Here is a 23849-nt window from a genome sequence, read left to right on the forward strand (position 1 = left end):
AGTTTCCGATTGGGTTTAGAATTATTGGATAAGCTGGATTTATCCAAATACCCGTGGCTTTTTTGTTTCAAAAAGTTATGCCCAACCGAAGATTAAAAGTGAGGAGTACTCAGTGCAGCTTAGTATTGACTTTTTTGTTAAATTAGGTATAATATTTGCTATGAAAACAAAAGTGCTTAAGAAGACCGAGGTTAAAAGGAAGTGGTATGTGATCGACGCCCAGGGCAAAATTCTGGGTCGGATCGCTTCACGGATTGCCCGGATTTTGACGGGCAAAGATAAGCCACAATATTCTCCGCAGGTGGATTGTGGAGATTATGTGGTTGTGCTCAATGCGGATAAATTTAGAGTCACCGGAAAAAAGATGGAAGATAAGATCTATTATCACCATTCTTTCTATCTGGGTGGTCTGAAGGCAATAAGTTTAAAGCATTTGCTGGAAAAAAATCCTAAAAAGGTTCTTTATCACGCGGTAAGCGGTATGCTGCCCAAAAATAAATTCCGAACGCGGCGATTAAAAAGATTGAAACTTTATCTCGGTACTGAGCACCCACATAGTGCCCAATCACCGCAGGTGATCGAGGTTTAGGAGGTTAATGGATGGAACAGATATTTACTGGTTCACGAAAAAGAAGTGTCGCTAAGGTTAGATTGTTCCCTGGCAAAGGAATTATCAAAATCAATGGTAAAGATCCCCTCCAGTACTTCTGTCGTCAGGACCTGGTGGATCTTATCAATCTCCCTTTGATAACTGCGGGTGTGAAGGGGACGGTTGATATCTATGCCAAAGTGCGGGGAGGTGGAATATCAGGTCAGGCGGGTGCGGTAAGTCTGGGTATCGCCCGCGCCCTCGTGCACATGAATCCCGAACTCCGTCCGACGCTCAAAAGTGCGGGTTTATTGAAACGGGATCCACGGGAGAAAGAACGGATGAAATACGGGCTCGCCAAAAGGCGGAAGCGATTCCAATTCTCAAAGCGTTAATATTAATGAAGGAGGCAATTTGGAGTTGGTGACATTACAGGAGTTAATAAGCACCGGTATCCATTTTGGCCATAGGACCAAACGTTGGAATCCGAAGATGGCAAAATATATATTTGGCAAAAAGAACGGCGTCCATATAATAGATCTCCGGCAAACGCAGGAATGTCTAAAAAGGGCGTATGAAGCCACAGTAAGAATTGCCGAACAGGGAAAAGGGATATTATATGTGGGGACGAAAAAGCAGGCAAAGGATGTGATAAAAGAAGAGGCGCTCCGTGCTGGTGCTTTTTATATAATTGAACGCTGGTTAGGTGGATTGCTCACCAATTTTAATACCTTATACACCCGGATTCAGCGGTTACGCGAATTGGAACAGATGAAAGAAGACGGGCGCTGGGCAATGCTTCCTAAGAAAGAACTGGTGCGGTATGAACATGAATTTGAAAAATTGACTCGGTATTTTGAAGGGATAAAAGAGATGGATAGACTGCCCGGACTCATTTATATTGTTGATGTAATCAAGGATGCTACAGCCGTGAAAGAGGCAAGAAAGATGGGCATTCCTATCATTGCGATTGTAGATACGAATGGTGATCCTACGGGGATAAATTACCCAATTCCGGGCAACGATGACTCACTCCGGGCGATATCTCTGGTGACACGCATTATTTCTAATGCGGTACTTGAGGGCCGGAAAGGATTTGAGACCGAGGAAAAGGAGGCGTAAATGGATACGGAAAAGATAAGAGAATTAAGAGAGAGGACAGGTGCGGGCATCGTTGATTGTAAGGATGCCCTCATCCAAGCCAATGGCGATATTGAAAAGGCAGTAGATATTCTGCGTATGAAAGGTTTAGCCCTTGCCGCTAAAAAGGTGGGAAGGGTTACCAAGGAAGGGATAATTGATGCCTATATCCATCCTGGAGACCGGCTGGGGGTGCTGGTAGAGGTAAATTGTGAAACCGATTTTGTAGCGCGCAATCAAGATTTCCGCCGATTTGTGCGCGATATTGCATTACAGATTGCTGCCAGCGAACCCTTGGTCGTGAGTCGGGAAGAGCTCCCCCCGGAGATCGTGGAAAAGGAAAAGGCGATCTACCGGAGTCAAATTCAAGATTTAAAAAAGCCGCCTGAAATAATCGAAAAAATTGTGGAAGGCAAAATGGAGAAATTTTATAATTCGGTTTGTCTTTTAGAACAACCATTTGTCAAAATTCCCGAAAAGACTGTAGGCGATTACCTAAAAGAACAGATAGCAAAATTTGGTGAGAATATCGTGATTCGAAGATTTGTTCGTTTCCGACTCGGTGAGTAAAAAAAAATTAAAATACAATAAGATTCTTTTAAAAATCTCCGGTGAGTTACTCGGGCAAAACCATGAGGTTTTGACTCCCAGGATTTTAGAATACATCGCCGCACAAATAATCACGGTAAAAAAGCTCGGTGTAAAAATCGCTGTGGTCATGGGAGGGGGTAATATTGTCCGCGGGAAAGAAGTATCATGGTTAGATAAGGTTGATGCGGACCATTGTGGAATGCTAAGTACGATAATCAACGGGATCGCGCTCTATTCAGTCTTAAAGAGGAAGATTTCCGATGTTTTTCTGCGCAGCAGTTTTGAAATCCCCGGTTTGGTGCGCGGTTTTCAAAAAACGGAAGACCGCATCCTTTATGAACAGGGCGGCATCCTCCTGCTGGCAGGTGGCACCGGTAATCCATTGTTCACCACGGATACCGCAGCAGCGTTGCGTGCGGTTGAACTTTCTGCCCAATTGCTCATCAAGGGAACAAAGGTTGAAGGGGTGTATTCTGCCGATCCCGAAAAAGACAAAAATGCAAGACTTTATCGTCGGCTCTCTTTTCAAGAGGCGATAGATAAAAATCTTAAGGTTATGGATCTCACCGCTTTTGGAATTTGCAAAGATGCCCGTATCCCAATATGCGTTTACAATCTCACCCGATATCCCCTTGAAAAAATTGTTTTAGGGGAAGAGATTGGAACACTGGTCTTTTAAAAATTGTAGGAGGAACAGATATGATAGAAAAAATTAAAGAAGAAGCGAAACAGAAGATGGAAAAATCCTTGAGCCTATTGAATCAGGAATTTGCTAAGATAAGAACCGGTCGGGCAACTCCTGCCCTTTTGGATGGAGTAAAGGTTGAGTATTATGATACACTGTTGCCTTTGAATCAAATTGCTACTATCAGTATACCCGAACCAAGATTGATTGTCATCCAGCCCTGGGATAAACAGGCCCTTGGGGCAATTGAAAAGGCAATCTACAAGGCAGACATCGGGCTCACCCCGAACAACGATGGCAATGTGATAAGACTCTCTTTACCACCCCTTACTACCGAAAGGAGAGAAGAACTCGTCCGTCTGGCCCAGAAACTCGCTGAAGAATGCCGGATAGCGGTGCGAAACATCCGGCGCGATGCGAATAATGAACTAAAAAAGATTGAAAAAGAAAAAAAGATTTCCGAAGATGATTCATTTAAAGCCCAGGAAGCAATCCAAAAAATGACGGATGAATATATTAAGAAGATTGATGAATTGCTTAAAAAGAAGGAAAAAGAAATCAGGGAACAATAGAATTTCCCCCTAACCATAGAAGTTTAAAAATATCTTTTATTCCCGGCGTCCATTATTTTATAGTTTATAATTATTCCCAACCGACAATAAACCGGCTCGAATAGTAACCGGTCAAAATAAGGTAAGGAGGTATTAATGGCGAAATTCTGGGACGATTTTTCCCGCTGGCTTGAAGAAGCTTCAAGAGTTTTGAGCAAAGAGGCTGGAGATCTCACACTGAAGGGTAAACTGAAACTGGAGATTTTTGAGTTGAAGCGGCAATTACAGGAACTGTTTCGCGAACTGGGTGAAGTTTTTTATGGTTTTTTCCCGTTGAAAGGTAATGAGGATTTCAAAAGCGACACTAGGATCAAACAACTCATCCAGAAGATTAAACGTATAAAAAACGAGATAACCAAAAAAGAGAATGAGTACAAAAAAATTGGACTAAAAAATAAACAATAAGAAAGGAGGTCAATATGGCAGATAAATTAATAAAAAGATGGGATCCATTCCGGGAGTTGATGTCATTGAGAGAAGATATGGATAGACTGTTCAATGCCTTTTTTGGTCGCACAACAAGCGAAGAAACCGAAGGTATCTGGGTTCCGGTGATTGATATTGAGGAAGACAACGAGAATTTTATCGTGAGCGCCGAACTTCCAGGATTGAAAAAAGAGGATGTCAAAATCTCGGTACGCGGTAATCTGCTGACGATTTCCGGAGAGAGAAAGCACGAGGCTGAGACCAAAAATAAGACTTTCCATCGAGTTGAACGGATGTATGGTAAATTCTCTCGGACGATAACCCTGCCCAGCGAGGTGGATGTAAATAAAATCAAGGCCGTATACAAGGATGGTGTTCTACAGATCACGCTACCCAAACCCGAGACGATGAAACCGAAAGAGATTGAAGTGGAGATTAAATAATCAAAGAGGCGGCAATGGAAGGAAAGATTTCACTGAGAGTTGCGGGTATCATTGCCGGAGTAGCGGCAGTCGTTGCTTTTCTTTTTGGATTGATAATAAGTGCCGGGTTCCCCACGATAACCAATAAGAACGAGGCACACGCGACGGACAAGGGATTGTATCCCATTGTAGATGAACAGGGCGGAAGTCCCTTTACCCAGGTTGCCGAAATGGTATCACCGGCAGTGGTGAATATTTCTGCAGAGAAAACTGTTAAGACCGGAATTGATGAATTTCGATGGGAATTCCGTGGTCCATTTGAAGATTTCTTCCGGGATTTCTTCAAAAATTTCCCCCCTCCCGAGAGCAAAACAAGGACTTTGGGCTCGGGGTTCATTATCTCCGAAGACGGTTATGTAGTGACGAACCACCATGTCATAAAAAATGCTTCCAATATCATCATCCGCCTCACCAATAAAAAAGAATACAAAGGCAATGCTGTGAAAATCATCGGTTCAGACTCCCGGACCGATGTCGCATTATTAAAGATTGAGACGAAAGAGAAACTTCCATATCTAAAGCTCGGCGATTCGGATAAAATCAAAGTAGGCGATTGGGTGATGGCGGTAGGTAATCCTTTTAATCTGGAAGGGACAGTGACGGTGGGAGTCATTTCGGCAAAGGGTCGGCACGATATTCCCTTAAGCGAAGGACCGGATTTACAGAACTTCTTACAGACAGATGCTGCGATCAATCCGGGTAATTCCGGAGGACCGTTGATCAATCTCCAAGGAGAGGTGATCGGAATAAATACCGCAATCACCTCTACGAGCGGCGGGAACATTGGCATTGGCTTTGCAATCCCCATAAATCTTGCCAAAAATATCATCGAAGAACTCAAGACAAAAGGCAAAGTAACGCGCGGATATCTGGGGGTTTATTTAGAAGAACTTACAGAAGAGATGAAAGAGGCATTGAATCTTCCTTCGCTGGATGGGGTGCTGATAAGCGAGGTGATCGCCAATTCTCCGGCTGAGGAAGCCGGGATAAAAGAGGGAGATGTGATAATTGAATATGATGGGAAGAAGGTTACAGATCTCCAGTCTTTGCGGTTGATGGTAGCTGGGACTACGCCTGGTAAGACGGTGAAGATAAAGTTGATAAGGAACGGTAAAGAGTTGGAGTTGAAAGTTAAGATTGGGGAAATGAAGGAGTCGGTTGCGGGTGTCAGCGAGGAAAAGCAGGCTACCGAACTTGGTCTCCAGGTAGTGGATATTGACAGTCCCAAGGCAAAAGAATATAATATCAGTGCGCAAAAGGGAGTGGTGGTGATTGGTGTGGATCCGAATTCGCCCGCGAGTGATGCCGGCCTGCAGGTGGGAGATGTGATAATCGGAATTGCCAACAAAGAGATTAAAAATTTGAGTGACTTCCGAAATGCACTTAAAGATTTGAAGAAGGGGAAGCCGGTGATCTTTCAGATTCAAAGGGGTGAACGCAAAAGATATGTAGCGGTGACACCATAATAATTGGATGAGGTTCGGGCGATTCACGGAAAGGGGTTTGAACCAGTTCATTGAAGAGATAAACCGTTATCCAGTCCTCTCCAAAGAAGAAGAATTTGAGCTTGCCCGGCGTTTCCGTGAGAATAAAGATACGGCAGCGAAGGAAAAACTAATCCTTTCAAATCTGCGGATCGTTCTTCATGTTTGTAAGAATTATCTGGACTATGGTTTGAGTTTGAGCGAACTGATAAATGCGGGAACTCGCGGTTTAATCCACGCGATAGAGAAATTTGACGAACGGAAGGGTTATCGACTCAGCACCTATTCCATCTGGTGGGTAAAACGTGAAATCTTTAATGCATTGTTCTCCGAACAGGAACTTATCCCCAAGAGTTATTTGGCACGGCGGATTAAGATGTACATTCCTGATTTTGTCCAGGAACATGGCCGTGAGCCCTCGGTTCAGGAATTAGCGAAACATTTCAAGGTTTCCAGCCAGCAGATTTCCCGGGCATTGAGGGAATTGTTGCCGATAATTTCTCTTGACGAAACTCCTACCGAAGAAGAATATGGTCCCTTAATCGAAATTCTTTCCTTGGAAGAGGTTCCTCAAAGTTATGTGCTCCCTTCACCCGAAGAGGTCTTGAGACGGAAGCAGGAATCTGAAAAGATTCAGAAGGCATTAAAGAAACTATCCCTGCGGGAAAAAGAGATAATCGAAAGAAATTTTGGTCTGGGTGATTACGAAACTCAGAGTCTTGAAGAGATTAGCCGGCTGATGAACATCACCAAGGAGCGGGTAAGACAGATCCGGGATAATGCTTTAAAGAAATTAAGGCTGATCTTACCCAGGATCAAGTAAACTCGTTCTATAACTCTTCAATAAAGAGCTCGTTATTAGTATAGATACAAATCTGGGCGGCAATTTTTATTGATTCTTCAACAATCTCCCGGGCCGAGAGGTCGGTGTGTTTTAATAACGCCCGCGCCGCAGCAAGGGCGTATGGTGCACCGGAGCCAATCGCCACGATACCATCATCCGGTTCCACCACATCACCAGCGCCGGAGACAATATAGGAATGTTCACGGTCAAGAATTGCCAGAAAAGCTTCCAATCTTCGTAAAATTTTATCCTGCCGCCAATCCTTGGCGAGTTCCAAAACGCTGCGGGGGACATTACCCCGGAACTCTTCTAATTTTGCTTCAAATCTTTCAAACAGCGTCAAGGCATCTGCCGTAGCGCCGGCAAAGCCCACCAGAATTTTATCATTATACATCTTGCGGATTTTTCGCGCCCGCTGTTTCATTATGGTTTCCCCACTTGTCACCTGTCCGTCACAGCCGATCGCAACTTTATCATTTTTTCTCAAACCTAATATCGTCGTGGAGATCATAGTGGATAATTATAATTATCAATATGTTGCTGTCAATTGTTGATTTTAGAAGGTATTTGAGTATAATTAGCCAAAAGGAGGCTCAAAAATGAAGATTCTTATTTCGGATCCGATCGCACCCGCTGGGATTGAAATTTTAAAGCAAAGTGGGTTTGAGGTGGTGGAAAAAAGCGGGATGACTCCGGAAGAATTGATAAAAACAATTCCGGATTTTGATGCGATAATCGTCCGTAGTGCCACAAAGGTGACCAAAGAGGTTATTGAGGCTGGAAAAAAGTTAAAGGTTATCGGCCGGGCCGGCGTCGGACTGGACAATGTGGATGCTGAAGCTGCCCAAGCAAGAGGGATAAAAGTTTTGAATACCCCTGCCGCAACTTCGATTTCGGTCGCCGAACTTGCTTTAGGTATGATGCTGGCAGCAGCTCGGATGATTCCTCAGGCCACCGTCTCTACTAAGGCAGGAAGATGGGAAAAGAAGCGTTTTCATGGGATAGAACTTTATGGCAAGACCTTGGGCATCATCGGCATTGGACGGATCGGCTCTGAACTGGCAAAAAGGGCCCAGGCCTTAGGCATGAAGGTGATTGCCTATGACCCCTATGTCACAGTCAGTGAATTTGCCCAGATCGTCGATTTTGATACCCTGCTCAAGAATTCGGATTTCATCTCACTCCACATTCCCAAGACCAAGGAGACCACCCATCTCATCAACAAAGATGCCTTTGATAAGATGAAAGATGGTGTCATTCTGGTCAATTGCGCACGGGGGGGTGTAGTAGATGAGAATGCCCTTTATGATGCCTTAATTTCGGGAAAGGTAAAAGTTGCCTGCCTTGATGTTTTTGAGGTTGAACCCGCAAAAGAGCATAAATTATTCAGTCTGGAACAGGTAATACTCACTCCCCATATTGGTGCACAGACTGAGGAAGGTCAGATACGTGCTGGAGTCCAGATTGCAGAGCTGGTCCGGGATGCGTTAAAATCTTATCAATAACCAATATTTTAACCCGAAAAATCAAGAGGGTGATGTAAAGGAGGTATAAATGCCGGAGGTCCGACCCTTTAAGGGCATCCGCTACAATCTGAGTAAAATAAAGAATCTTTCGGATGTAATTACCCAACCCTATGACCAGATAACGGATGAAATGGAAAGGGAATATAAAAAGCGGAGCCCGTATAACTTTGTGAATCTGGTTTTGACCCACTACGCCGATGGTCATGACCGAAAGTGGGAGTATGAAAATGCCAAAAATTGTGTAGCGAATTGGTTGAAGGAAGGCATTTTTATTCAAGAAAAGGAAGAATCGATATATCCTTATTTCCAGGAATTCACACTTGATGGCAAAAAATTAGTGAGAAAAGGTTTCATATGCCGGCTGCGCCTTGAGGAATTGGGCAAAGGTAGCATCCTTCCCCATGAAAAGACCCTTTCAAAGCCTAAAGAGGACCGTCTCAATCTTACTCGCATCACCAAGAAGGATTTTGAACCGGTTTTCCTCTTGTATACAGATCCCCAAAATCGTGTCATGGAATTGATTGAAGGTGCGCTTCAAACCCCACTCCTTGAGGTGGTGGACGACCGGGGAATAACCCATAAATTGTGGAGAATCAGTGATAACGAACTGCTCAAAAAGATTACAGATCAAATCCAAAATTCAACTCTGGTCATTGCCGATGGGCATCATCGTTACGAGACCGCATTGAATTATTTAAAAGAACTCGGTGAGGTGGGCAAAGAACATCCAGCAAATTTCAAGATGGTGACATTGGTGAATATTCAGGATCCGGGGCTGGTAATCCTGCCCACGCATCGTTTGGTAATGAATTTGAAAGATTTTGACATCACGGAGTTTATTGAAAAGGCAGATAAATTCTTTTCTTTCCGAAAGGTCGGCAAAGACGAACTAAAGACCGAATTAGAGAAAGAAAGAGAACATGCCTTTGGCTTTTATGGACCTCAGGGTGTTTATTTGTTGAAATTAAAGGATATCACCCCCCTGCGCCAGTTATTGCCGGATCGGAGCCAGGAATATCAAGAATTGGATGTCACAATTCTACATACCCTTTTGATTGAAGAAATCCTCGGGATAAAACCTGAGAAGACTGAAGAACATATCCGTTATCAGCGCGGCATCAAAGAAACAATGGATCGGGTGGATGCGGGTGAGTTTCAATTTGCCTTCCTTTTGAATCCGACACGTCCGGAACAAGTGCAGGCAGTGGCGATGAAAAGAGAAAGGATGCCCCAGAAATCAACCGATTTTTATCCAAAACTGATTTCCGGTTTGGTCTTTTATGATATTGCTGGAGATTAAGAAGTATAAAGTTTATTCTTGATGATGTAATCTGCTACCCCAGGAAGCACCAGGTATTCAATACTCAATCCCTTTTGGATTCGGGAGCGAACCAGGGTTGAAGAGATATCAATCAGCGGGGCATTGCTGATGAGGATTTGGCGATAAAAAGGCTGGATTTTTTTAATTTGATGATGGGGTCTGGGGACTACAATAACTTTTGTTTCATCAAATATCAATTCGGGATGCCGCCACTTATTTATTTCATTCCATTGGTCGGCGCCGATGATCAGATAAAACTGTCCTTTCTGAAATGCTGCCACCTTTTTTAATTCCTTAATTACCTTGAAAGTATAACTTTTCCCCTTGATTTTTTTCTCTATTGCGCTGAGGAGAAATTTTTTGTTAGCCTGGATTGCGAGTTTGGTCATTGCCCACCGATGGTGAAAAGAAGCACAATCTCGTTTATGGGGTGGATTAAATGCAGGAATGAAAATTATCCTATCCAAGGCGAATTCTTCCAGCACCCACTGGCTCAAAATAAGATGTCCGATATGGGGTGGGTCAAAGAGCCCGCCAAAGATGCCAAAGGAAAGATTAGGGTTTTTCAACCCCCAGACTCCTGATTCTTTTTTCTGCCCGTTTCTTCCAGACCTGATTTTCCAGGAGCTTGGTATATATTTCCTGTGCTTCTTGCTTTTTCCCTAATTTTTCGTAACTCAACCCTAATAAATACTGGGCCTCGTCGGCAAATGGGGTTTCGGGATAATTTTCAATCACATATTTAAAATAAAGAACCGCTGCCGGATATTCTTTCATTTTCAGATAAAGCCGGCCGTTTTCCAATTCCTTTTTTGCCAGACGACTACGCCCCTGGAGAATCAGGATTCGGGCTGAATCATTATAGGGCGAATTGGGAAACCGGGTAATGAAATCCTCAAGGGCCGCGATGGCATCTTTTGTCTCTGTCTGGTCTTTTTCATAACTGGGCGATTTTAAGAAATATGCTTTTGCCTTTAAAAAATAACTCGGTTCCAAAAATGGTGTATTGGGAAAATTCTTTATTAGATATTCAAATTCAGTGATAGCCTGGGCATAATCTTTTTTTTCGAAATAGGTTCGTGCTAAATAAAACTGGGCATCGTCAACGAATTCCGAGGTTGCATGATAAAAGATAATCCGCTCAAAAGCTTTAATCGCCATATCATATTTTTTATGTTCAAAAAACTCCCGCGCGCGCTCGAATTCGTCTTCCGGTGCCAGTGGTGTAAGGGCAGGTTTACTGCACAAAAGGATTAGCAAAGATATGAATAGATATATTCTTAAATACCTTTTCATTGTTTTTCCTTTATTTCTTTTATCCGCGCCTGCGCCTTTTGGACGAGTTCACCTTTTTGGTAAGGATTCAGGCGGAGGACTTTTTTGTAGTACTCAAGTGCCTGAGAATAATTTTCCTGGTTATAGAATATCTCCGCAATATAGAAATAGCTATCATCAAGAAGGGATTTGGGTTCTTGACTAACGGCGATTTCTTTAAAATAGATTAGCGCACTATCATACTGATTGGACGCAAAATATTTTTTGCCTAGAAGATAATTGATTTCACCCAAAAGCAACAAATTCTCTGAAGTGCGCATTTTTTTATATTCCTTCAGAGCTAAGGCGTGTGCACGCTTCAGACTATCACAGGCAATAAGCGTGCGCAAGAAATTCTTTATGGATCGGCGGGCAACCTCCGAAGTGGAATCAATATCAAAAGCCTTGAGATACCCAAGGAGTGCATTATGATAATCCCCTTCCCGAAAATTCAAATCCGCCATCAAAAATAGGTTGTCCGCCTGCCGATGATCGGGAATCAAATCGGCAAGGATGCGGGAGAAATAGAGGGCTTTTTTGAAATCCGAAATCGCCAGGGCTTTTTTTGTAGCAGTGTTATAGACATTTATAATACTGTCTTTAAAGATAGTGTCGTTATCCAGTGCGATTTTAAAATGTTCTTTTGCTTGGTCATACTCATTCTTACCAAAATAACAGACTCCAATTAAATATTGAACTTCGGCGTCCGGGGTCTCACGGTATTTTAACAATTCGACCAATGCCCGATCATAATTCCATTGACCGATAAACCGACGGGCGTTTTTGACATGGACATCCTGGGCTGCACAGGTGAGAAGGAGGATTATCAAAAAATAACTTTTTTTATTCATAGCTGTCCGACTAAATTTTCCACGAGCTTTATCAATTGGGGTTCGGACTTTTTTGCTGCCAAAAGAATCTTAATAATGCTTGCGGGCTGGAGGGCATCGGCGACACCCATGTCGGTGATAACGGAAAAACCGAGAACCTTTATCCCTAAATATCTTGCCATTATTACCTCGGGCACGGTGGACATCCCTACGGCATCGGCTCCGATCATGCGCAGGAACCGATACTCTGCCCGGGTTTCGAGGTTGGGTCCGGGGACCGCCACATAGACGCCTTTCTTTAAGAATATACCAAGCCGCTGTGCCAATCTTTCCACCTTCTTGATGAGCATTGGGTCATAGCAATGATACATATCAGGAAACCGCGGTCCCATCTTTAACTCATCAGGACCCCTTAAAGGATTGTCAAAGATTAGATTTATATGGTCGGTAATTACCATTATATCACTCGGTTTAAAATCGGGATTTAAACCTCCCGCAGCATTGGAGATTATAAGATAGCGCACCCCCATCTTTTTCATAACCACTACTGGAAAGGCAATCGTCTGGGCACTGTAGCCTTCATAATAATGGAATCTCCCCTGCATTACCATAACTTCCCGGTTATTCAACCGACCGAATATCAATCTTCCTTTATGGAATGAAACTGTGGCCACCGGAAAGTTGGGAATCTGGGCGTAATCAAAGGCATTTTTGATTTTGATTCTTTTGACCAACCCATCGAGTCCTGTGCCCAATATGATGCCGATCTTAGGTTTTAGATCGGTCCGTTTTTCAAGATAGGCTAAAGTCGTTTTTAATCTCTCTTTCATTTCTTTTCCAATCTTTCCAACAGACGGAGATAGGATTCCAGAAGTCCGCGAAATTCAGAGACGAGCAACAATTTTTGGTGCTCGACCATCTTCGTTTCTTCCTTGATGCGAGCGAGTTCGGCTTGTGCCTCGCGGAGGAAACGCTGGGCTTCAACCCGGGCATTGGCGATTATTGTCTCTGCCTCTTTTTTTGCTCCCTCTCTTAATTCCTCGGTCGCCTTCTGGGTAGTGGTGAGGGTATCCTGTAAGATTTTTTCCATCCTTCGGTAATCTTCTATCTTTGCATCTAAATCCTTGACTTTTTCCGCTAAGGCCGCGTTCTCGCGTAATAGGTTTTCTAACTCATTTGAGACCATCTCCAGAAACGATCTCACTTCATGAGGATCGTAACCACGGAGAGATTTTCTGAATTCTTGTTTTCGTATCTCCAAAGGGGTTATTGCCATATTCCCTCCTTTCACATGAATACCATAATCTGATTTCCACCCCGCTCCTTTGCTTTGTAAAGGGCCGTGTCTGCTTTCTTTATCAACTCGTATGTGCCACCCGCATCATCGGGGAAAGAGGCAATTCCGATAGAAACAGCCAATTCCTTGATTTTTTTTGTTTCCTTGAAAAAATCGTACTGCTGGATCGCATAGAGGATGCGGTTGGCGGTCTTGTACGCTGCCTCCTTTTTGGTCTCGGGCAAAAGGATGATGAATTCATCTCCACCATAGCGGGCAATCACATCCACGCTGCGTAAATTTCTTTCTAAGAGTTGGGCAAGTTCCAGGAGTACCTGGTCACCTATCTGATGCCCAAATTCATCATTCACTTTTTTAAATTTATCAATATCAATAAAAAGCACAGAAAGGGCATGTTCATAACGGGATGCCCGCTGCAACTCCTTGCTCAACTGATTCTCGAAATACCGACGGTTGAATATGCCGGTGAGGGGATCAAGCCAGATACGATGTTTGACCCGGGAATAGAAACAATTGGGTTTGAGGAGGTGCTCCACAAAGACATAGGGATGGTTTTTAAGAATATCCAAGATCTCTTGAGAGCTTACATTGCTAATCCGGTACTGGCACAAAACAAATAAACGGAGGTCGGGCTGGGTATTAAAATCATCCAGGAGTTCCTCGAAAGATAAAAATTCTGATGTACTCTCCACAAAGATACGTACACCCATATGGTTTTTGATGAGGCGATCGTATTCATTCTTCAACCAAGGAAGGAATAGTGAAGCCTCAATATTCTCCTCCACGACGATGAGTTGATTTTTGAATTCACTCTTTAATTCTTTGATACAAGGCTCTTTACCTATATAGACGCACCGCTCCTTCCGTTCAATCCCTTCTTTGATTAAGGGCTTGATATTCTCCAGGAGCTGGTTTTCATCCCGATAGAGGTAAAGGGCATGAACCGGTAATTCGAGTTCCACACCCTCATAACCGAGTTTTATGTAACGATTCATAGCTCGGCCCTCCTTATGATATCAATCCCTGGTTTCTATCTGCCACGATTTTGCGCCATAACCTTTTTTAGAATATCAAGGGCCTGATGCAATTTTTTCAGACTATAATTACCCATATGCCCGATGCGCAGGATTTTGCCTTTCATTTCTCCCTGGCCATTCGCAAAGAGAATACCGTATTTTTCCTTGCATTCTTTAATGATCGGCGTACTCTCCATGCCCGAGGGCATTTTTATAACCGTCAAACCATCCGAGGGGTTTTCAGGAAATAGTTCGTAGCCCATGTTTTTGACCCACTTCCGGACATATTCGCCGATTTGGTGGTGACGTTCATAATTCTTTTCGATGCCGATGCGTTTTATCTTTTCCAGGCCCTTTTTCAATCCATACAAAATCGTGATTGCCGGAGTCCACGGGGTCTGGCCTTTTTCTAAAAATTTATCATAAAGACAAAAATTGAAGTAATAACGAGGGGTGTCGGAGGATTTGATTTTTTCAAAGGCCCGGGCACTGATGCCGACAAAAGCGATACCCGGAGGTGCCATCAATGCTTTTTGTGAGGCACCTACGACCACATCCACACCCCAGCGGTCCTGGTAAAACCGGTCCGCGCCGATACCTGCAACTCCATCGACGACGAGATAGCCTTCGTATTTTTTCACTACTTCACTGATCGTGTGTATATCGTTGACCACTCCGGTGGATGTCTCGGTGAGGGTTGTGAAGACAACCGCTGGTTTTTTTGCTTTTTTCAGACCATTTTCAATCATCTCAGCGGTGACCGATTTGCCAAACTCCTGACGCACCACAATGGGTCTTTTGTTAAAACTGGTGCACAATTCTGCCCAGCGCTCGCCAAATTTGCCACATATTGCTACTACTACGGCATCGGCTTTTGAGACCATATTCACATAGGCGGCTTCCATTGCCCCGGTTCCGGAGGCGGTGAGGAGGTAGATTTTATAATGGCAGTCGATAACTTTTTTTAGCATCTCATTGATTTGATCAAGAAGCATCCCAAATCTTTCTTCACGGTGATAAATGCATTTGTGGGCAGTCGCTTTAAGAATTTCTTCTGGAATATCAATTGGACCTGGAGTAAAGAGTTTATATTCTTTCAAGTTTCCTCCTACACGCTTCACAGAAATCACTCCCCTTATGGTCTGTATCAGCAACGGTGTTGGAAAAATACATCACACAGTAAGAGCGAGTACAATGCTCGAGCCCCCAGAGATGCCCTAATTCATGAATTACTTCTTTTATGAGTCGGTTTTTTAATAAACCACCTCGGGAAAGTCGATGAATTGATACCAGCGCGATGTGTTTTTGAGTATTGGCAAGACCAAGGATAAAGTTGAAGCGCGGGGTGTAAATATCAACATCCACAATGAACAAATGGTAGGAGCATTTTTTATTCAAGCTTCCGGCAAGCGCTTCAATGAGGTTGGTGGCATCATATTGGGCACGCAGGGGATTGAATGTGTTTTCAGGAATCTGGAACTTTTCACCAACGATTACGGGAAGATTGAACTTCTTGCTCAAGACCTCCTCAATGAGTTCTGAAAACTCCAACCCGGCTTGCTGATACAGACAGAGCATTATATTATTTTACTCTTTTTCCGCCATTTTTTTTATAAAAGGTGTAAAAAGGTCGATGGGTATGGGAAAGATGGTTGTGGAATTTTTTTCCGTCGCCACTTCGGTGAGGGTCTGTAAAAATCTCAGCTGAATACCAGTAGGAGTGCGACCGATGATTTCTGCAGCTTTATTAAGCTTTTCTGCTGCCTGCAATTCGCCTTCGGCGTGGATGATTTTAGCCCGTCGTTCACGCTCGGCTTCGGCCTGACGCGCGATTGCCCGTTGCATCTCCTGGGGAATATCAACATGTTTTATCTCTACGGTCGATACCTTTATCCCCCAGGGGTCGGTGTGTTGGTCAATTATCTTCTGAAGGCGCATGTTTATTTTTTCGCGCTGGGTCAAAAGGTCATCAAGTTCATATTCGCCCAGCACACTCCGCAGGGTCGTCTGAGCAATCTGACTGGTCGCGTAGAGATAATCTTCTACCTCGATCACGGCTTTGGCGGGATCAAAAACCCTGAAATACGCCACGGCGTTGACTTTAACCGAAATATTATCCTTTGTGATCACATCCTGGGGTGCTACATCGAGCGTAACCACCCTTAACGAGACCTTCACCATTTTATCAATACCGGGCCAAAGGATGAAAAGGCCTGGTCCTTTTACACCAATAAATCTTCCTAATCTGAAGACCACGGCCCTTTCGTATTCTCGCATCACTTTAATCGCACTAAGTACAATTAAAATGAGAATGAGGATTAATATCGTCGTCAATCCCATTAAACCTCCTTAATTTGATTATTATAGCCCTTTTTTGGAATAAGTCAAGCCTAGTTTTTCACTGGGTCCTCTCTATATTTTTTATATCTATGAAGGCATGGGCAAGATTTGAAATGGTAATCGATGATTTAGCGTCGGGGAAAGGCACTCGCGTTGCTTAAATAAAAAATGCCAGCCTGAAGTCGTCGGTGGTAACCGGTAAAATGTAGGCGCAGGCTTTAGCCTTCGGATAAATCTCTTTAAATCCCAGGGTATCTCGCACCCAGAAGGGTGCGGTTACCTCTAATAATCCAACGTATAAAAACAATTTGACAAAAAGTGGATTCAGTAGTTTTCAACCACCACTAAGTATCACCACAGACGGGATAATCTCGCCCCGGGATAGTAGTATTTCAGCATTTCTCCAAATTTTTTCTTCTTTTGAGCCATCGCAAGTATCCCATACTGACACATCCCCACTCCGTGTCCATACCCCTTACCTTCAATCACCACTGCACCATTTTTCAGATAAATCTCAAAGCAATTTGATTTTAACAATCCCCCTGGATCTTTTTCAGAACCCAGTAATTTACGGATTTGGTGCGCAAAAATTTTATATTCGTTTCGGGTGGTAACGATTTTCATCTCCGTAACCCTTTGACTTCGCGGATTACGTTTCAATTTTAAAGAGACAATTAATTCTGTATCCAGAATGGCAATTCCTAAGTTTTGGAGATTTTTCTTTAAATTACGAAAAAATTCGTCTCGGGTTATGACTTTTTTCCAGCGAAAATGGGGGCTTTGACTACAAAAGTTACAAGGGATGCTCTTTAAATATGGTGGGGCATTGTCGGGCCATGCATCATTAAAATCTGCCGTATGCCCTCCACAAGTGGAGTGAAATTTGGCATCGATCGGCTTGCCTCGGTAGGTCAAAACTAATCCCCTGGTTTCCCTTATCGCCCGGTTGATCAATGAATCTTCAACCGCGATGCCTCCGTATACCTGATCTTTAACGGTCCCATAAAGGTCAAACCCCAATTCTGGATACTGTCCTAAATGGGCATAGGCATATGTCCGGGCTGCTACCGCCTGGGCCTTTGCTGCCTCGATAATTTTTCCATCAATACGACCCAGTTCCATGGGCACGACACCTTTTAAATAACTTTCAATATCTATGATATTGAGGACCCAGATTTTATTTTTTATTTTTTTTATCTCTATCCATCCCTGGTATGGTCGGCCATTCACCATCACGGACCCGCCATAGGGTCGCAAGATAATGGGCAAGCTATCGGTGGTTTTGATTTTGTATTCCTTGAGATGTTTATCTTCTTTAATTCCACTTACGATTATGGAATCAACCCCGATAACGATCGCGACTCGCACCTGCGGTTCTGGTTTCGGAGGTTGAAGATACGGAATACAATTGATGAAAATAAAAATGACAAAAAGTATACCGGGGTATTTAATCATTCAATTCCAGTAATCCCTTTAATTCCTGAAGCATTTTTTCATAATGACTCCCCCTCCAGTAAATCCGCTGACATCTTGGGCAGCGGACAAACTCCGCAAAATTTTGATAAGTGTAGTAAGGGATGATTCCCTTTATCTCCTCTTTTGTGATTGCTTCTAATGGTTCATTACATCGAAGACAACGGGAGAAAAAATTTAATCGGTCTTTAAGACTAAAATGTCTGATTACGGTTTTAATCTGCAATGAAGTTTCTTCGGTTTGAAGGAAAAAAACTCCTTCTTTTCCTTCCAATTTTGAATTGCGGGTTAAGAAGATCCTGCCCTCACGCCGGGCTTCGAGATAAGCCTTTACGCCTTCATTGGAATATGCCGTATCAATTCCGCACATCCTCAGGTATTTGCAAAGTTTACCAAGCATGCCATTGCAAAGGAATTTTATCGCCATTTTAAGGCAGGCGTAGAAAGGTGTTAAGGAGCAGGATTCTATAATTAGGATTATATTCAAGTGAATTTATGTTACTGTTGAGGAACAGCAGAATATCAATGAGTTTTTCCCTGGAGATTTTTTGTGCCTTGCGGGTGAGTTCTTCATCAAATTCATCGACTATTGATAGGTGGAGTTGTTTGTAAAGCAGATTCCGGTATAGTATTAAAAGGGCATAAAGCAATTCAGCGAGTTTTTCCTCTTCAAACTCTTTGACTAACTTTGCCGCGGCGGCGACAGAAAAAGGGGTTTTTTTGAGGATATTGCGGGCGATTTCCATTGTATTGCTCTCGCGCAGGAAAAGTATTTCTCCAGGACTACCAAGGAAAAATTTGTCCTCGCCATCAAAAATAATGTTTTTGATCTCTTCAGGTTTTAAGTAACTAAATTTTACGATCTGGCAGCGGGAGCGAATCGTGGGTATCAGATATTCGGGACGGGAAGAGGTGAGAATGAAGATAGTGTCGAGCGGAGGTTCTTCCAGGGTTTTGAGAAATGCATTAGCGGCTTCTTCATTCATCCGATCCGCCTCAAGAATGATAACAACTCTTTTTTTCTCTTTTTGGGGCAGAAGCAAGAGCCGTTCTACCAGACGCCTTATCTGGTTGATGCCGATTGTAGCACGGTCTTCAATGTGGACTGTAGCATTCCCGGGCAGGTAGTTTTTGAGATATTCATCCATCTTCTCTTCTTTATCCAGAGGAGGAACCGGAGCAACGAGTATAAAACTTGGTGAGTCAAATGGACAACCCAAGGTCTTAGCCAGGGCAAATGCGGTCGTCCTTTTGCCTACACCCCGGGGACCAGCGAGAAGGAGATTATAAAGACACTCTTTTCTCAGGGCATTACGCAAAAAGCGTTTGGCAATCTCTTGTCCGATTATCTCATCAAGGTGATCCACAGACCGTTATACTAAATTTTTCTCCTCAATCAAGCCTGCTCTCTTATTTCCTTAGCAAAGTTCTGGAGTAAGAACTTTTTGAATTTTTTCAATGCCCTTGCCCGATGGCTGATTTTATTTTTAATGCTCGGACCAAGTTCCGCGAATGTTTTGCGATAACCCTTGGGAATGAAGATGGGATCGTAACCGAAGCCTGAATCTCCGCGCGGTGCATAGGCAATTCGGCCTTCAATTTCACCCTGGAAGACCGCAAATTTTTTGATATCGTAGTAATAAACAAAAACCGCACGGAACCATGCCTTTCTATTACGGGAAGTGCCGAGTTCCTTTAGGATACGTTCGATCCTTGCACGGTCATCAGGTCCATAGCGGGCAGATAAAACCCCGGGACCATTGTCCAGGGCTTCAATAAAAAGTCCCGAGTCATCAGCCAGGGTTGGTAATCGGGTGATCCGGTGGACAAATTCGGCTTTGAGTAGACTGTTTTCCAGAAGGGTCTCACCGGGTTCAGGAATAGTGATCTCAAGAAAATAGGTATAGGGATAGAAGACGACGTTTTTGAGATTAAGAATCTCTTTTATCTCTTCGATTTTTTTAGAATTTTTTGTTGCCAGGACGATCGGAAACATGTTGAAAAACAGAATAAAGGGGGGATATCCCCCCTTATTCCTTTTAAGGATTTATCATTGTCTCCACAACAAATGCACCTCGGTAGCCTTTGCTGATCGCGAGATTTTTTAGGGCCTCAGCTTCTTCTTTGGTCAGACAATCCCCAACCCGGACTTTGTAATAAGGTGGGGTATGTTCGATGTAGACCTTGCCTCCAAAGATGCTCCGGGCGTCATCGGCGACCTTTGAAGCACCTTTCTGGGTAGCCGAAGCGAAGATTTGAACCCGAAAACCATAAACCGAAGTCGGAGGGGCAGAAGGTGTGGTAGGGAGTGCAGGGGCTACGGTCGGAGGAGCAGGTGGGGGTGATACTGGTTCCTCAATGGGTAGCTGAGGAAGGGGTGGTGCGACCGTGACTTCTTCAACTGGCGCAGGAGTGATTTCTGGGATCGTTGGCAATTGGGGAACTTCTGGAGCTGGCGGAGCGACAGAGACTTCAGGTTCGGGTGGCGTGGGCGAAGGTGTGGGATAGACAGGTTCCTCGGAGATGTTTTTCCCCTCTTCACCGAAGACTACCACTTCTTCTAAGCCTTCAGTTTTTATTGTGGTCTTTTTAGGCGCACAGAGAAGGAAAAACGCAATGATACTTATTGTGAGTATTTTTCTCGTCATTTTGACCTCCTTTTATTTTCCCCAGCAATTAATTTTTTAAGTTCGGGGACCCGTGTTTTTTTACAAACGAGAACCCCTCTGGGGCTTGCTACAATCACCAGTCCCTTTACACCCCAGACACGGACCGGCACATTGTCAGAGTAAATAATTGAATCCTGAGTATCAAGGGCGACTACATCCGCTATTGCGATATTGTCATTTTTGTCTTTCTTAAAATATCTCTCCAAGGCAAGATAGGTTCCTACATCATCCCAACCAAAATCCGATTTGATTACACAAATCCGTCGGGTTTTTTCCATGAGTCCATAATCTATCGATATCGCGGGAATTGCAGCGAAAAATCTTTTGTTTTTAAATTTTAAATAATCCTCCACACCCTGATACACCTCGGGAAGGAGAGTCTTCATTTCATCTAAAAGATTGATAATCCGGAATGTAAAGATACCACTATTCCAGAGATATTTTTTGGTTTTAAGGTACTGGATTGCTTTATTAAGCGATGGTTTTTCGGTAAACCTCTCGCCGTAAAAACTGACAATGCCATTGCATTCGTTGATGATCCGGCCAATTTTTATATAACCATAGCCAGTCTCCGGACGCTCCGGAATTATTCCGTAGGTAACCATAAAACCTTCCTCTGCCATTTTTGCCCCGGCATGGAGATATCTTAGAAATTTCTTTCGATCGTTGATAATATGGTCGGCGGGTAGTACATGGATGATGCCGTCACCGTATTTTTGTTTTAGGATCATTGCTCCCAAACAGATTGCCGGTGCGGTATTCTTCCGGTCGGGTTCAATTATTAAATTTTCATTGCCTACAAATCTTCGGGTGATTTTTTCTAACTCTTGGGGAATGATGAGGAAGCGCCTCTCTTTGGTGAACTGGTCTTTGATCCGGTCAAGGGTCTGGTTAATTAAGGGCTGATTATTGAAGATGCTGATGAATTGTTTGGGAAAATCAGGTTGGCTTAAGGGCCAGAAACGTTCACCTTGCCCACCAGCGAGGATCAGTGCAAAACTTTTAATTTCTTACCTCCTTTAATTTAAAATTAACCGTCCCGAATTTTAATTTTGTGCGGATTTGAACGGGTAGCCGATTTTGGTCGTCGGTATACCAGATATCCATGCTTCCGCCTGCACCGAAGATGCCTTTGCCAGCAGTTCGCGGTGTGACACGGATTGTCGAGAATTTGCCCAGTGGGGTTTTTATTACTTCTTTTTTTTGAATAAGACACTCTATACGATGGGCTTCGTTGCGCTCAAAAATCCACAAAATCAATGTATCTTTTAAAACGAGCGGGACGAGACGGAGGTAATACCAGAAACTGAGGAGATCCCTCACAGGATGGGTGATGTTGATTTTTGACCCGGCAGTGAGCACATAAAGGCTTTCCTGACAGAATTGAAATTTCTGATGTGCAGAATACTTGCCTTCATGAATTCTCTTTTCATAACTAACCGGGAGCAATCCGTCCACCGTGGTCATGGTATTTAGCGTATCGTTAATAGAAAAGATAAAACGCATATCGGGATGGGAGTTAAGGAAAGAAGAGAGCAGATAACACTTTTTACCCGCAATTGTCGCGGTATCCGTGATTTCCAGAATGAGGGTGCCTAAATTGATGAATCCATAATGAGCTTCAAACATAAGTTTTTCTCCTGGCATAAGGAAGGTTTTAGAAGACGAGGCGGACATGAGAAGAGGGAGATAGAAAATAAAAAAAATTTTTCTCATGAGAGCAAATCCATGTTCGTTATAGAACAAGGCGGTTAAGCCTTTCAATCCTTTTATCGATCGGGGGATGTGTAGCGAAGAGATTTGAGATCTCAAAGCGGTCTTTGCCAAAAGGATTGGCAATAAAAAGATGAGCATTGGACTGCGATGCCCTTGCTAACGGTTGATAGTATTCTTTCAATTTACGGAGTGCCTGAGCAAGCCCCTGAGGGTACCGGGTGATGTAGGCACCCGAGGCATCGGCAAGATATTCCCGCTGGCGCGAGATGGCAGCACGTATGAGCGCAACGAATAATGGGGCGATGATTGCAAGCACAAGTCCCAAAAGAATTAATATGCCGCCACCCCGTCCCCGGTTTTCTCTTTTTCTCCCACCCCAGAGAAAACTTCTTAAAAAGAAATCGCGCAAAAGAACGATTAACCCCCCGATAGCCGAGACAACCGTCATGAGCAGGATATCGTAATTGCGAATATGAGCCATCTCATGGGCAATTACCCCCTGCAATTCTTCCCGATTCATGATCTCCAATAGACCGGTCGTCACGGCGATTGCAGCATTCTTGGGATTTCTTCCGGTAGCGAAGGCGTTAGGCGCGGGCGAGGGCGTGATGTAGACTTTGGGTTTTGGTACCCCAGCCGCGATTGCCACTTCTTCTACTACATTATGGAGTTGTTTGAATTCTTCCGGGTCTGCGGGAACCGAACCCGTAGAAAGAAGGGCGATCTTATCGGCATTGTAATAAAGAACGAAATTGTAAATGATGATGAGTAAGGCAAAGAAAATGTAGCCGGCTGTCCCCCAATCTAATAAGGTCACAACGATATAACCAAAGGCACCCAAAAATAAACTGGTGACAACGATAAAGATAAATGTCTTGCGCTTGTTGGCGGCGATCTGGTCGTAGAGTGTTTCGCGCATCTCAGAACTTTACCTTCACCGCCTCTTTCTCTTCCGGAGGGGCGGTAAAGAACTCCCGCGGTTTGAAATTGAAGGTTGAGGCGATGATTGTTTGTGGGAATTTCTGGATCGTGGCATTATAATCCATCACCACATCGTTATAGAACTGGCGCGCAAAAGCGATCTTGTTTTCAGTGGCGGTTAACTCTTCCTGGAGCCTCATGAAATTCTCGTTCGCCTTTAACTGGGGATAATTTTCTGCAACTGCAAACAGAGTCTTTAATGTGGTGCTGAGCATGTTGTTCGCTTCCGCTGCCTCTTTAGGATTGGTGGCACCCATTGCCCGGGAACGTAATTCAGCAACCTTTTCAAGAACCTCTTTTTCGTGTGCGGCATAACCTTTCACGGTCTCTACCAGATTGGGAATCAAATCATAGCGTCGTTTCAATTGAACATCAATCTGTGCCCAGCCGTTATCCACCCTGGCCCTTTTGGTCACAAGACTATTGTAGATCGCGAAGACCCATAAGACCAGAAGAATGATAATGATAATCAAAAAAATTGTCATTTAACCTCCATTTTCTTTATTTTATTTAA

Annotated in this window: 31 protein-coding genes; 12 read left to right on the forward strand and 19 right to left on the reverse strand. The window is 43.6% G+C overall.

All coding sequences use genetic code 11. From position 1 onward, the window contains the following. The first annotated feature begins 160 nt into the window (after positions 1-160). The 10 genes from rplM to ABIL39_01765 all read left to right on the forward strand — a co-directional run bounded on the left by rplM (position 161) and on the right by ABIL39_01765 (position 6831). Positions 161-589: a 50S ribosomal protein L13 gene (gene rplM, locus ABIL39_01720; GenBank protein ID MEO0164838.1), complete on the forward strand. Its 429-nt coding sequence runs from the start codon at positions 161-163 to the stop codon at positions 587-589. Positions 590-600: 11 nt separating this feature from the next. Further along, positions 601-984 (forward strand): 30S ribosomal protein S9, encoded by a 384-nt coding sequence (gene rpsI / locus ABIL39_01725; GenBank protein ID MEO0164839.1) that lies wholly within the window; start codon positions 601-603, stop codon positions 982-984. A 19-nt stretch (positions 985-1003) separates the two neighbouring features. Continuing rightward, entirely contained in the window at positions 1004-1711 is a 708-nt protein-coding gene (rpsB, locus tag ABIL39_01730; protein MEO0164840.1) for a 30S ribosomal protein S2, read from the forward strand. Beyond that, complete coding sequence (gene tsf / locus ABIL39_01735) at positions 1712-2299, forward strand: translation elongation factor Ts (protein ID MEO0164841.1); 588 nt, start codon at positions 1712-1714, stop codon at positions 2297-2299. Next, the gene (locus ABIL39_01740; protein ID MEO0164842.1) at positions 2292-2999 is read left to right on the forward strand and encodes a uridine monophosphate kinase; all 708 of its coding nucleotides are present in this window, start codon (positions 2292-2294) and stop codon (positions 2997-2999) included. The genes tsf and ABIL39_01740 overlap by 8 nt, the downstream gene beginning before the upstream one ends. Before the next feature lie 20 nt (positions 3000-3019). After that, complete coding sequence (gene frr, locus ABIL39_01745) at positions 3020-3577, forward strand: ribosome recycling factor (GenBank protein MEO0164843.1); 558 nt, start codon at positions 3020-3022, stop codon at positions 3575-3577. Positions 3578-3712: 135 nt separating this feature from the next. After that, on the forward strand, positions 3713-4021 hold the full coding sequence (locus ABIL39_01750) for a hypothetical protein (GenBank protein ID MEO0164844.1): 309 nt from the start codon (positions 3713-3715) through the stop codon (positions 4019-4021). A gap of 14 nt (positions 4022-4035) precedes the next feature. Beyond that, positions 4036-4485 (forward strand): Hsp20/alpha crystallin family protein, encoded by a 450-nt coding sequence (locus ABIL39_01755; protein ID MEO0164845.1) that lies wholly within the window; start codon positions 4036-4038, stop codon positions 4483-4485. A gap of 14 nt (positions 4486-4499) precedes the next feature. After that, positions 4500-5990: a DegQ family serine endoprotease gene (locus tag ABIL39_01760; GenBank protein ID MEO0164846.1), complete on the forward strand. Its 1491-nt coding sequence runs from the start codon at positions 4500-4502 to the stop codon at positions 5988-5990. Positions 5991-5997: 7 nt separating this feature from the next. Next, complete coding sequence (locus ABIL39_01765; protein MEO0164847.1) at positions 5998-6831, forward strand: RNA polymerase sigma factor RpoD/SigA; 834 nt, start codon at positions 5998-6000, stop codon at positions 6829-6831. Positions 6832-6838: 7 nt separating this feature from the next. On the opposite strand, the gene hslV is transcribed toward ABIL39_01765, so the two are convergent. Beyond that, the gene (gene hslV / locus ABIL39_01770; GenBank protein ID MEO0164848.1) at positions 6839-7363 is read right to left on the reverse strand and encodes an ATP-dependent protease subunit HslV; all 525 of its coding nucleotides are present in this window, start codon (positions 7361-7363) and stop codon (positions 6839-6841) included. Positions 7364-7451: 88 nt separating this feature from the next. On the opposite strand from hslV, the gene ABIL39_01775 reads away from it, so the two are divergent. Both ABIL39_01775 and ABIL39_01780 read left to right on the forward strand, forming a co-directional pair. Beyond that, complete coding sequence (locus tag ABIL39_01775) at positions 7452-8357, forward strand: hydroxyacid dehydrogenase (GenBank protein ID MEO0164849.1); 906 nt, start codon at positions 7452-7454, stop codon at positions 8355-8357. 49 nt (positions 8358-8406) lie between these two features. Next, a complete protein-coding gene (locus tag ABIL39_01780; protein MEO0164850.1) occupies positions 8407-9678 on the forward strand; it encodes a DUF1015 domain-containing protein in 1272 nt (423 codons plus the stop codon). Here the strand turns inward: ABIL39_01780 and nadD are convergent. From nadD to ABIL39_01870, 18 genes are all read right to left on the reverse strand, one after another. Next, positions 9675-10268, reverse strand: a complete 594-nt coding sequence (gene nadD, locus ABIL39_01785; GenBank protein ID MEO0164851.1) for a nicotinate (nicotinamide) nucleotide adenylyltransferase — start codon at positions 10266-10268, stop codon at positions 9675-9677. The genes ABIL39_01780 and nadD overlap by 4 nt on opposite strands. Further along, the gene (bamD, locus tag ABIL39_01790; protein ID MEO0164852.1) at positions 10255-10995 is read right to left on the reverse strand and encodes an outer membrane protein assembly factor BamD; all 741 of its coding nucleotides are present in this window, start codon (positions 10993-10995) and stop codon (positions 10255-10257) included. Before bamD ends, nadD begins: the two co-directional genes overlap by 14 nt. Next, positions 10992-11864 (reverse strand): tetratricopeptide repeat protein, encoded by an 873-nt coding sequence (locus tag ABIL39_01795; GenBank protein ID MEO0164853.1) that lies wholly within the window; start codon positions 11862-11864, stop codon positions 10992-10994. The genes bamD and ABIL39_01795 overlap by 4 nt, the downstream gene beginning before the upstream one ends. After that, positions 11861-12673 carry a purine-nucleoside phosphorylase gene (locus tag ABIL39_01800; GenBank protein ID MEO0164854.1) on the reverse strand — a complete coding sequence of 271 codons (813 nt, stop codon included), beginning with the start codon at positions 12671-12673 and terminating at the stop codon, positions 11861-11863. The genes ABIL39_01795 and ABIL39_01800 overlap by 4 nt, the downstream gene beginning before the upstream one ends. Next, on the reverse strand, positions 12670-13119 hold the full coding sequence (locus ABIL39_01805) for a DivIVA domain-containing protein (protein ID MEO0164855.1): 450 nt from the start codon (positions 13117-13119) through the stop codon (positions 12670-12672). Before ABIL39_01805 ends, ABIL39_01800 begins: the two co-directional genes overlap by 4 nt. An 11-nt stretch (positions 13120-13130) precedes the next feature. Next, positions 13131-14135 (reverse strand): diguanylate cyclase, encoded by a 1005-nt coding sequence (locus ABIL39_01810; GenBank protein MEO0164856.1) that lies wholly within the window; start codon positions 14133-14135, stop codon positions 13131-13133. Between the two features lie 35 nt (positions 14136-14170). After that, positions 14171-15256 carry an alanine--glyoxylate aminotransferase family protein gene (locus tag ABIL39_01815; GenBank protein ID MEO0164857.1) on the reverse strand — a complete coding sequence of 362 codons (1086 nt, stop codon included), beginning with the start codon at positions 15254-15256 and terminating at the stop codon, positions 14171-14173. After that, positions 15243-15734 carry an archaemetzincin family Zn-dependent metalloprotease gene (locus ABIL39_01820; protein MEO0164858.1) on the reverse strand — a complete coding sequence of 164 codons (492 nt, stop codon included), beginning with the start codon at positions 15732-15734 and terminating at the stop codon, positions 15243-15245. The genes ABIL39_01815 and ABIL39_01820 overlap by 14 nt, the downstream gene beginning before the upstream one ends. 9 nt (positions 15735-15743) lie before the next feature. Beyond that, complete coding sequence (locus ABIL39_01825) at positions 15744-16496, reverse strand: slipin family protein (protein MEO0164859.1); 753 nt, start codon at positions 16494-16496, stop codon at positions 15744-15746. A gap of 351 nt (positions 16497-16847) precedes the next feature. After that, the gene (locus tag ABIL39_01830; protein ID MEO0164860.1) at positions 16848-17951 is read right to left on the reverse strand and encodes a SpoIID/LytB domain-containing protein; all 1104 of its coding nucleotides are present in this window, start codon (positions 17949-17951) and stop codon (positions 16848-16850) included. Continuing rightward, the gene (locus ABIL39_01835; GenBank protein MEO0164861.1) at positions 17944-18396 is read right to left on the reverse strand and encodes a Mut7-C RNAse domain-containing protein; all 453 of its coding nucleotides are present in this window, start codon (positions 18394-18396) and stop codon (positions 17944-17946) included. Before ABIL39_01835 ends, ABIL39_01830 begins: the two co-directional genes overlap by 8 nt. Before the next feature lies 1 nt (position 18397). Beyond that, positions 18398-19336 (reverse strand): AAA family ATPase, encoded by a 939-nt coding sequence (locus tag ABIL39_01840; protein MEO0164862.1) that lies wholly within the window; start codon positions 19334-19336, stop codon positions 18398-18400. A gap of 29 nt (positions 19337-19365) precedes the next feature. Further along, on the reverse strand, positions 19366-19965 hold the full coding sequence (rdgB, locus tag ABIL39_01845; GenBank protein ID MEO0164863.1) for an RdgB/HAM1 family non-canonical purine NTP pyrophosphatase: 600 nt from the start codon (positions 19963-19965) through the stop codon (positions 19366-19368). Positions 19966-20008: 43 nt separating this feature from the next. Continuing rightward, on the reverse strand, positions 20009-20617 hold the full coding sequence (locus tag ABIL39_01850) for an SPOR domain-containing protein (GenBank protein ID MEO0164864.1): 609 nt from the start codon (positions 20615-20617) through the stop codon (positions 20009-20011). Next, complete coding sequence (locus ABIL39_01855; GenBank protein ID MEO0164865.1) at positions 20614-21645, reverse strand: sugar phosphate nucleotidyltransferase; 1032 nt, start codon at positions 21643-21645, stop codon at positions 20614-20616. Before ABIL39_01855 ends, ABIL39_01850 begins: the two co-directional genes overlap by 4 nt. Then, positions 21641-22492 (reverse strand): DUF3108 domain-containing protein, encoded by an 852-nt coding sequence (locus ABIL39_01860; protein MEO0164866.1) that lies wholly within the window; start codon positions 22490-22492, stop codon positions 21641-21643. The genes ABIL39_01855 and ABIL39_01860 overlap by 5 nt, the downstream gene beginning before the upstream one ends. Then, positions 22374-23273: a M48 family metalloprotease gene (locus ABIL39_01865; protein MEO0164867.1), complete on the reverse strand. Its 900-nt coding sequence runs from the start codon at positions 23271-23273 to the stop codon at positions 22374-22376. The genes ABIL39_01860 and ABIL39_01865 overlap by 119 nt, the downstream gene beginning before the upstream one ends. A 1-nt stretch (position 23274) precedes the next feature. Next, on the reverse strand, positions 23275-23820 hold the full coding sequence (locus ABIL39_01870; GenBank protein ID MEO0164868.1) for a LemA family protein: 546 nt from the start codon (positions 23818-23820) through the stop codon (positions 23275-23277). Positions 23821-23849 lie beyond the last annotated feature (29 nt).

Source organism: candidate division WOR-3 bacterium (assembly GCA_039802205.1).
GTDB lineage: Bacteria > Hydrothermota > Tepidihabitantia > SM23-42 > JAOAFX01 > JAOAFX01.

Excerpts from the sequence above, each read along its gene's own strand:
- ABIL39_01795 (MEO0164853.1), bottom strand. The coding sequence starts at position 11,864 with ATGAATAAAAAAAGTTATTTTTTGATAATCCTCCTTCTCACCTGTGCA.
- frr (MEO0164843.1), top strand. The coding sequence starts at position 3,020 with ATGATAGAAAAAATTAAAGAAGAAGCGAAACAGAAGATGGAAAAATCC.
- ABIL39_01835 (MEO0164861.1), bottom strand. The coding sequence starts at position 18,396 with ATGGCGATAAAATTCCTTTGCAATGGCATGCTTGGTAAACTTTGCAAA.
- ABIL39_01865 (MEO0164867.1), bottom strand. The coding sequence starts at position 23,273 with ATGCGCGAAACACTCTACGACCAGATCGCCGCCAACAAGCGCAAGACA.
- ABIL39_01750 (MEO0164844.1), top strand. The coding sequence starts at position 3,713 with ATGGCGAAATTCTGGGACGATTTTTCCCGCTGGCTTGAAGAAGCTTCA.
- rdgB (MEO0164863.1), bottom strand. The coding sequence starts at position 19,965 with ATGTTTCCGATCGTCCTGGCAACAAAAAATTCTAAAAAAATCGAAGAG.
- ABIL39_01850 (MEO0164864.1), bottom strand. The coding sequence starts at position 20,617 with ATGACGAGAAAAATACTCACAATAAGTATCATTGCGTTTTTCCTTCTC.
- ABIL39_01755 (MEO0164845.1), top strand. The coding sequence starts at position 4,036 with ATGGCAGATAAATTAATAAAAAGATGGGATCCATTCCGGGAGTTGATG.
- ABIL39_01775 (MEO0164849.1), top strand. The coding sequence starts at position 7,452 with ATGAAGATTCTTATTTCGGATCCGATCGCACCCGCTGGGATTGAAATT.
- ABIL39_01810 (MEO0164856.1), bottom strand. The coding sequence starts at position 14,135 with ATGAATCGTTACATAAAACTCGGTTATGAGGGTGTGGAACTCGAATTA.
- ABIL39_01800 (MEO0164854.1), bottom strand. The coding sequence starts at position 12,673 with ATGAAAGAGAGATTAAAAACGACTTTAGCCTATCTTGAAAAACGGACC.
- ABIL39_01765 (MEO0164847.1), top strand. The coding sequence starts at position 5,998 with ATGAGGTTCGGGCGATTCACGGAAAGGGGTTTGAACCAGTTCATTGAA.
- rpsI (MEO0164839.1), top strand. The coding sequence starts at position 601 with ATGGAACAGATATTTACTGGTTCACGAAAAAGAAGTGTCGCTAAGGTT.
- ABIL39_01760 (MEO0164846.1), top strand. The coding sequence starts at position 4,500 with ATGGAAGGAAAGATTTCACTGAGAGTTGCGGGTATCATTGCCGGAGTA.
- ABIL39_01805 (MEO0164855.1), bottom strand. The coding sequence starts at position 13,119 with ATGGCAATAACCCCTTTGGAGATACGAAAACAAGAATTCAGAAAATCT.
- ABIL39_01870 (MEO0164868.1), bottom strand. The coding sequence starts at position 23,820 with ATGACAATTTTTTTGATTATCATTATCATTCTTCTGGTCTTATGGGTC.
- ABIL39_01820 (MEO0164858.1), bottom strand. The coding sequence starts at position 15,734 with ATGCTCTGTCTGTATCAGCAAGCCGGGTTGGAGTTTTCAGAACTCATT.
- bamD (MEO0164852.1), bottom strand. The coding sequence starts at position 10,995 with ATGAAAAGGTATTTAAGAATATATCTATTCATATCTTTGCTAATCCTT.
- ABIL39_01860 (MEO0164866.1), bottom strand. The coding sequence starts at position 22,492 with ATGCTCATCTTTTTATTGCCAATCCTTTTGGCAAAGACCGCTTTGAGA.
- hslV (MEO0164848.1), bottom strand. The coding sequence starts at position 7,363 with ATGATCTCCACGACGATATTAGGTTTGAGAAAAAATGATAAAGTTGCG.
- ABIL39_01780 (MEO0164850.1), top strand. The coding sequence starts at position 8,407 with ATGCCGGAGGTCCGACCCTTTAAGGGCATCCGCTACAATCTGAGTAAA.
- ABIL39_01825 (MEO0164859.1), bottom strand. The coding sequence starts at position 16,496 with ATGGGATTGACGACGATATTAATCCTCATTCTCATTTTAATTGTACTT.
- ABIL39_01830 (MEO0164860.1), bottom strand. The coding sequence starts at position 17,951 with ATGATTAAATACCCCGGTATACTTTTTGTCATTTTTATTTTCATCAAT.
- tsf (MEO0164841.1), top strand. The coding sequence starts at position 1,712 with ATGGATACGGAAAAGATAAGAGAATTAAGAGAGAGGACAGGTGCGGGC.
- rplM (MEO0164838.1), top strand. The coding sequence starts at position 161 with ATGAAAACAAAAGTGCTTAAGAAGACCGAGGTTAAAAGGAAGTGGTAT.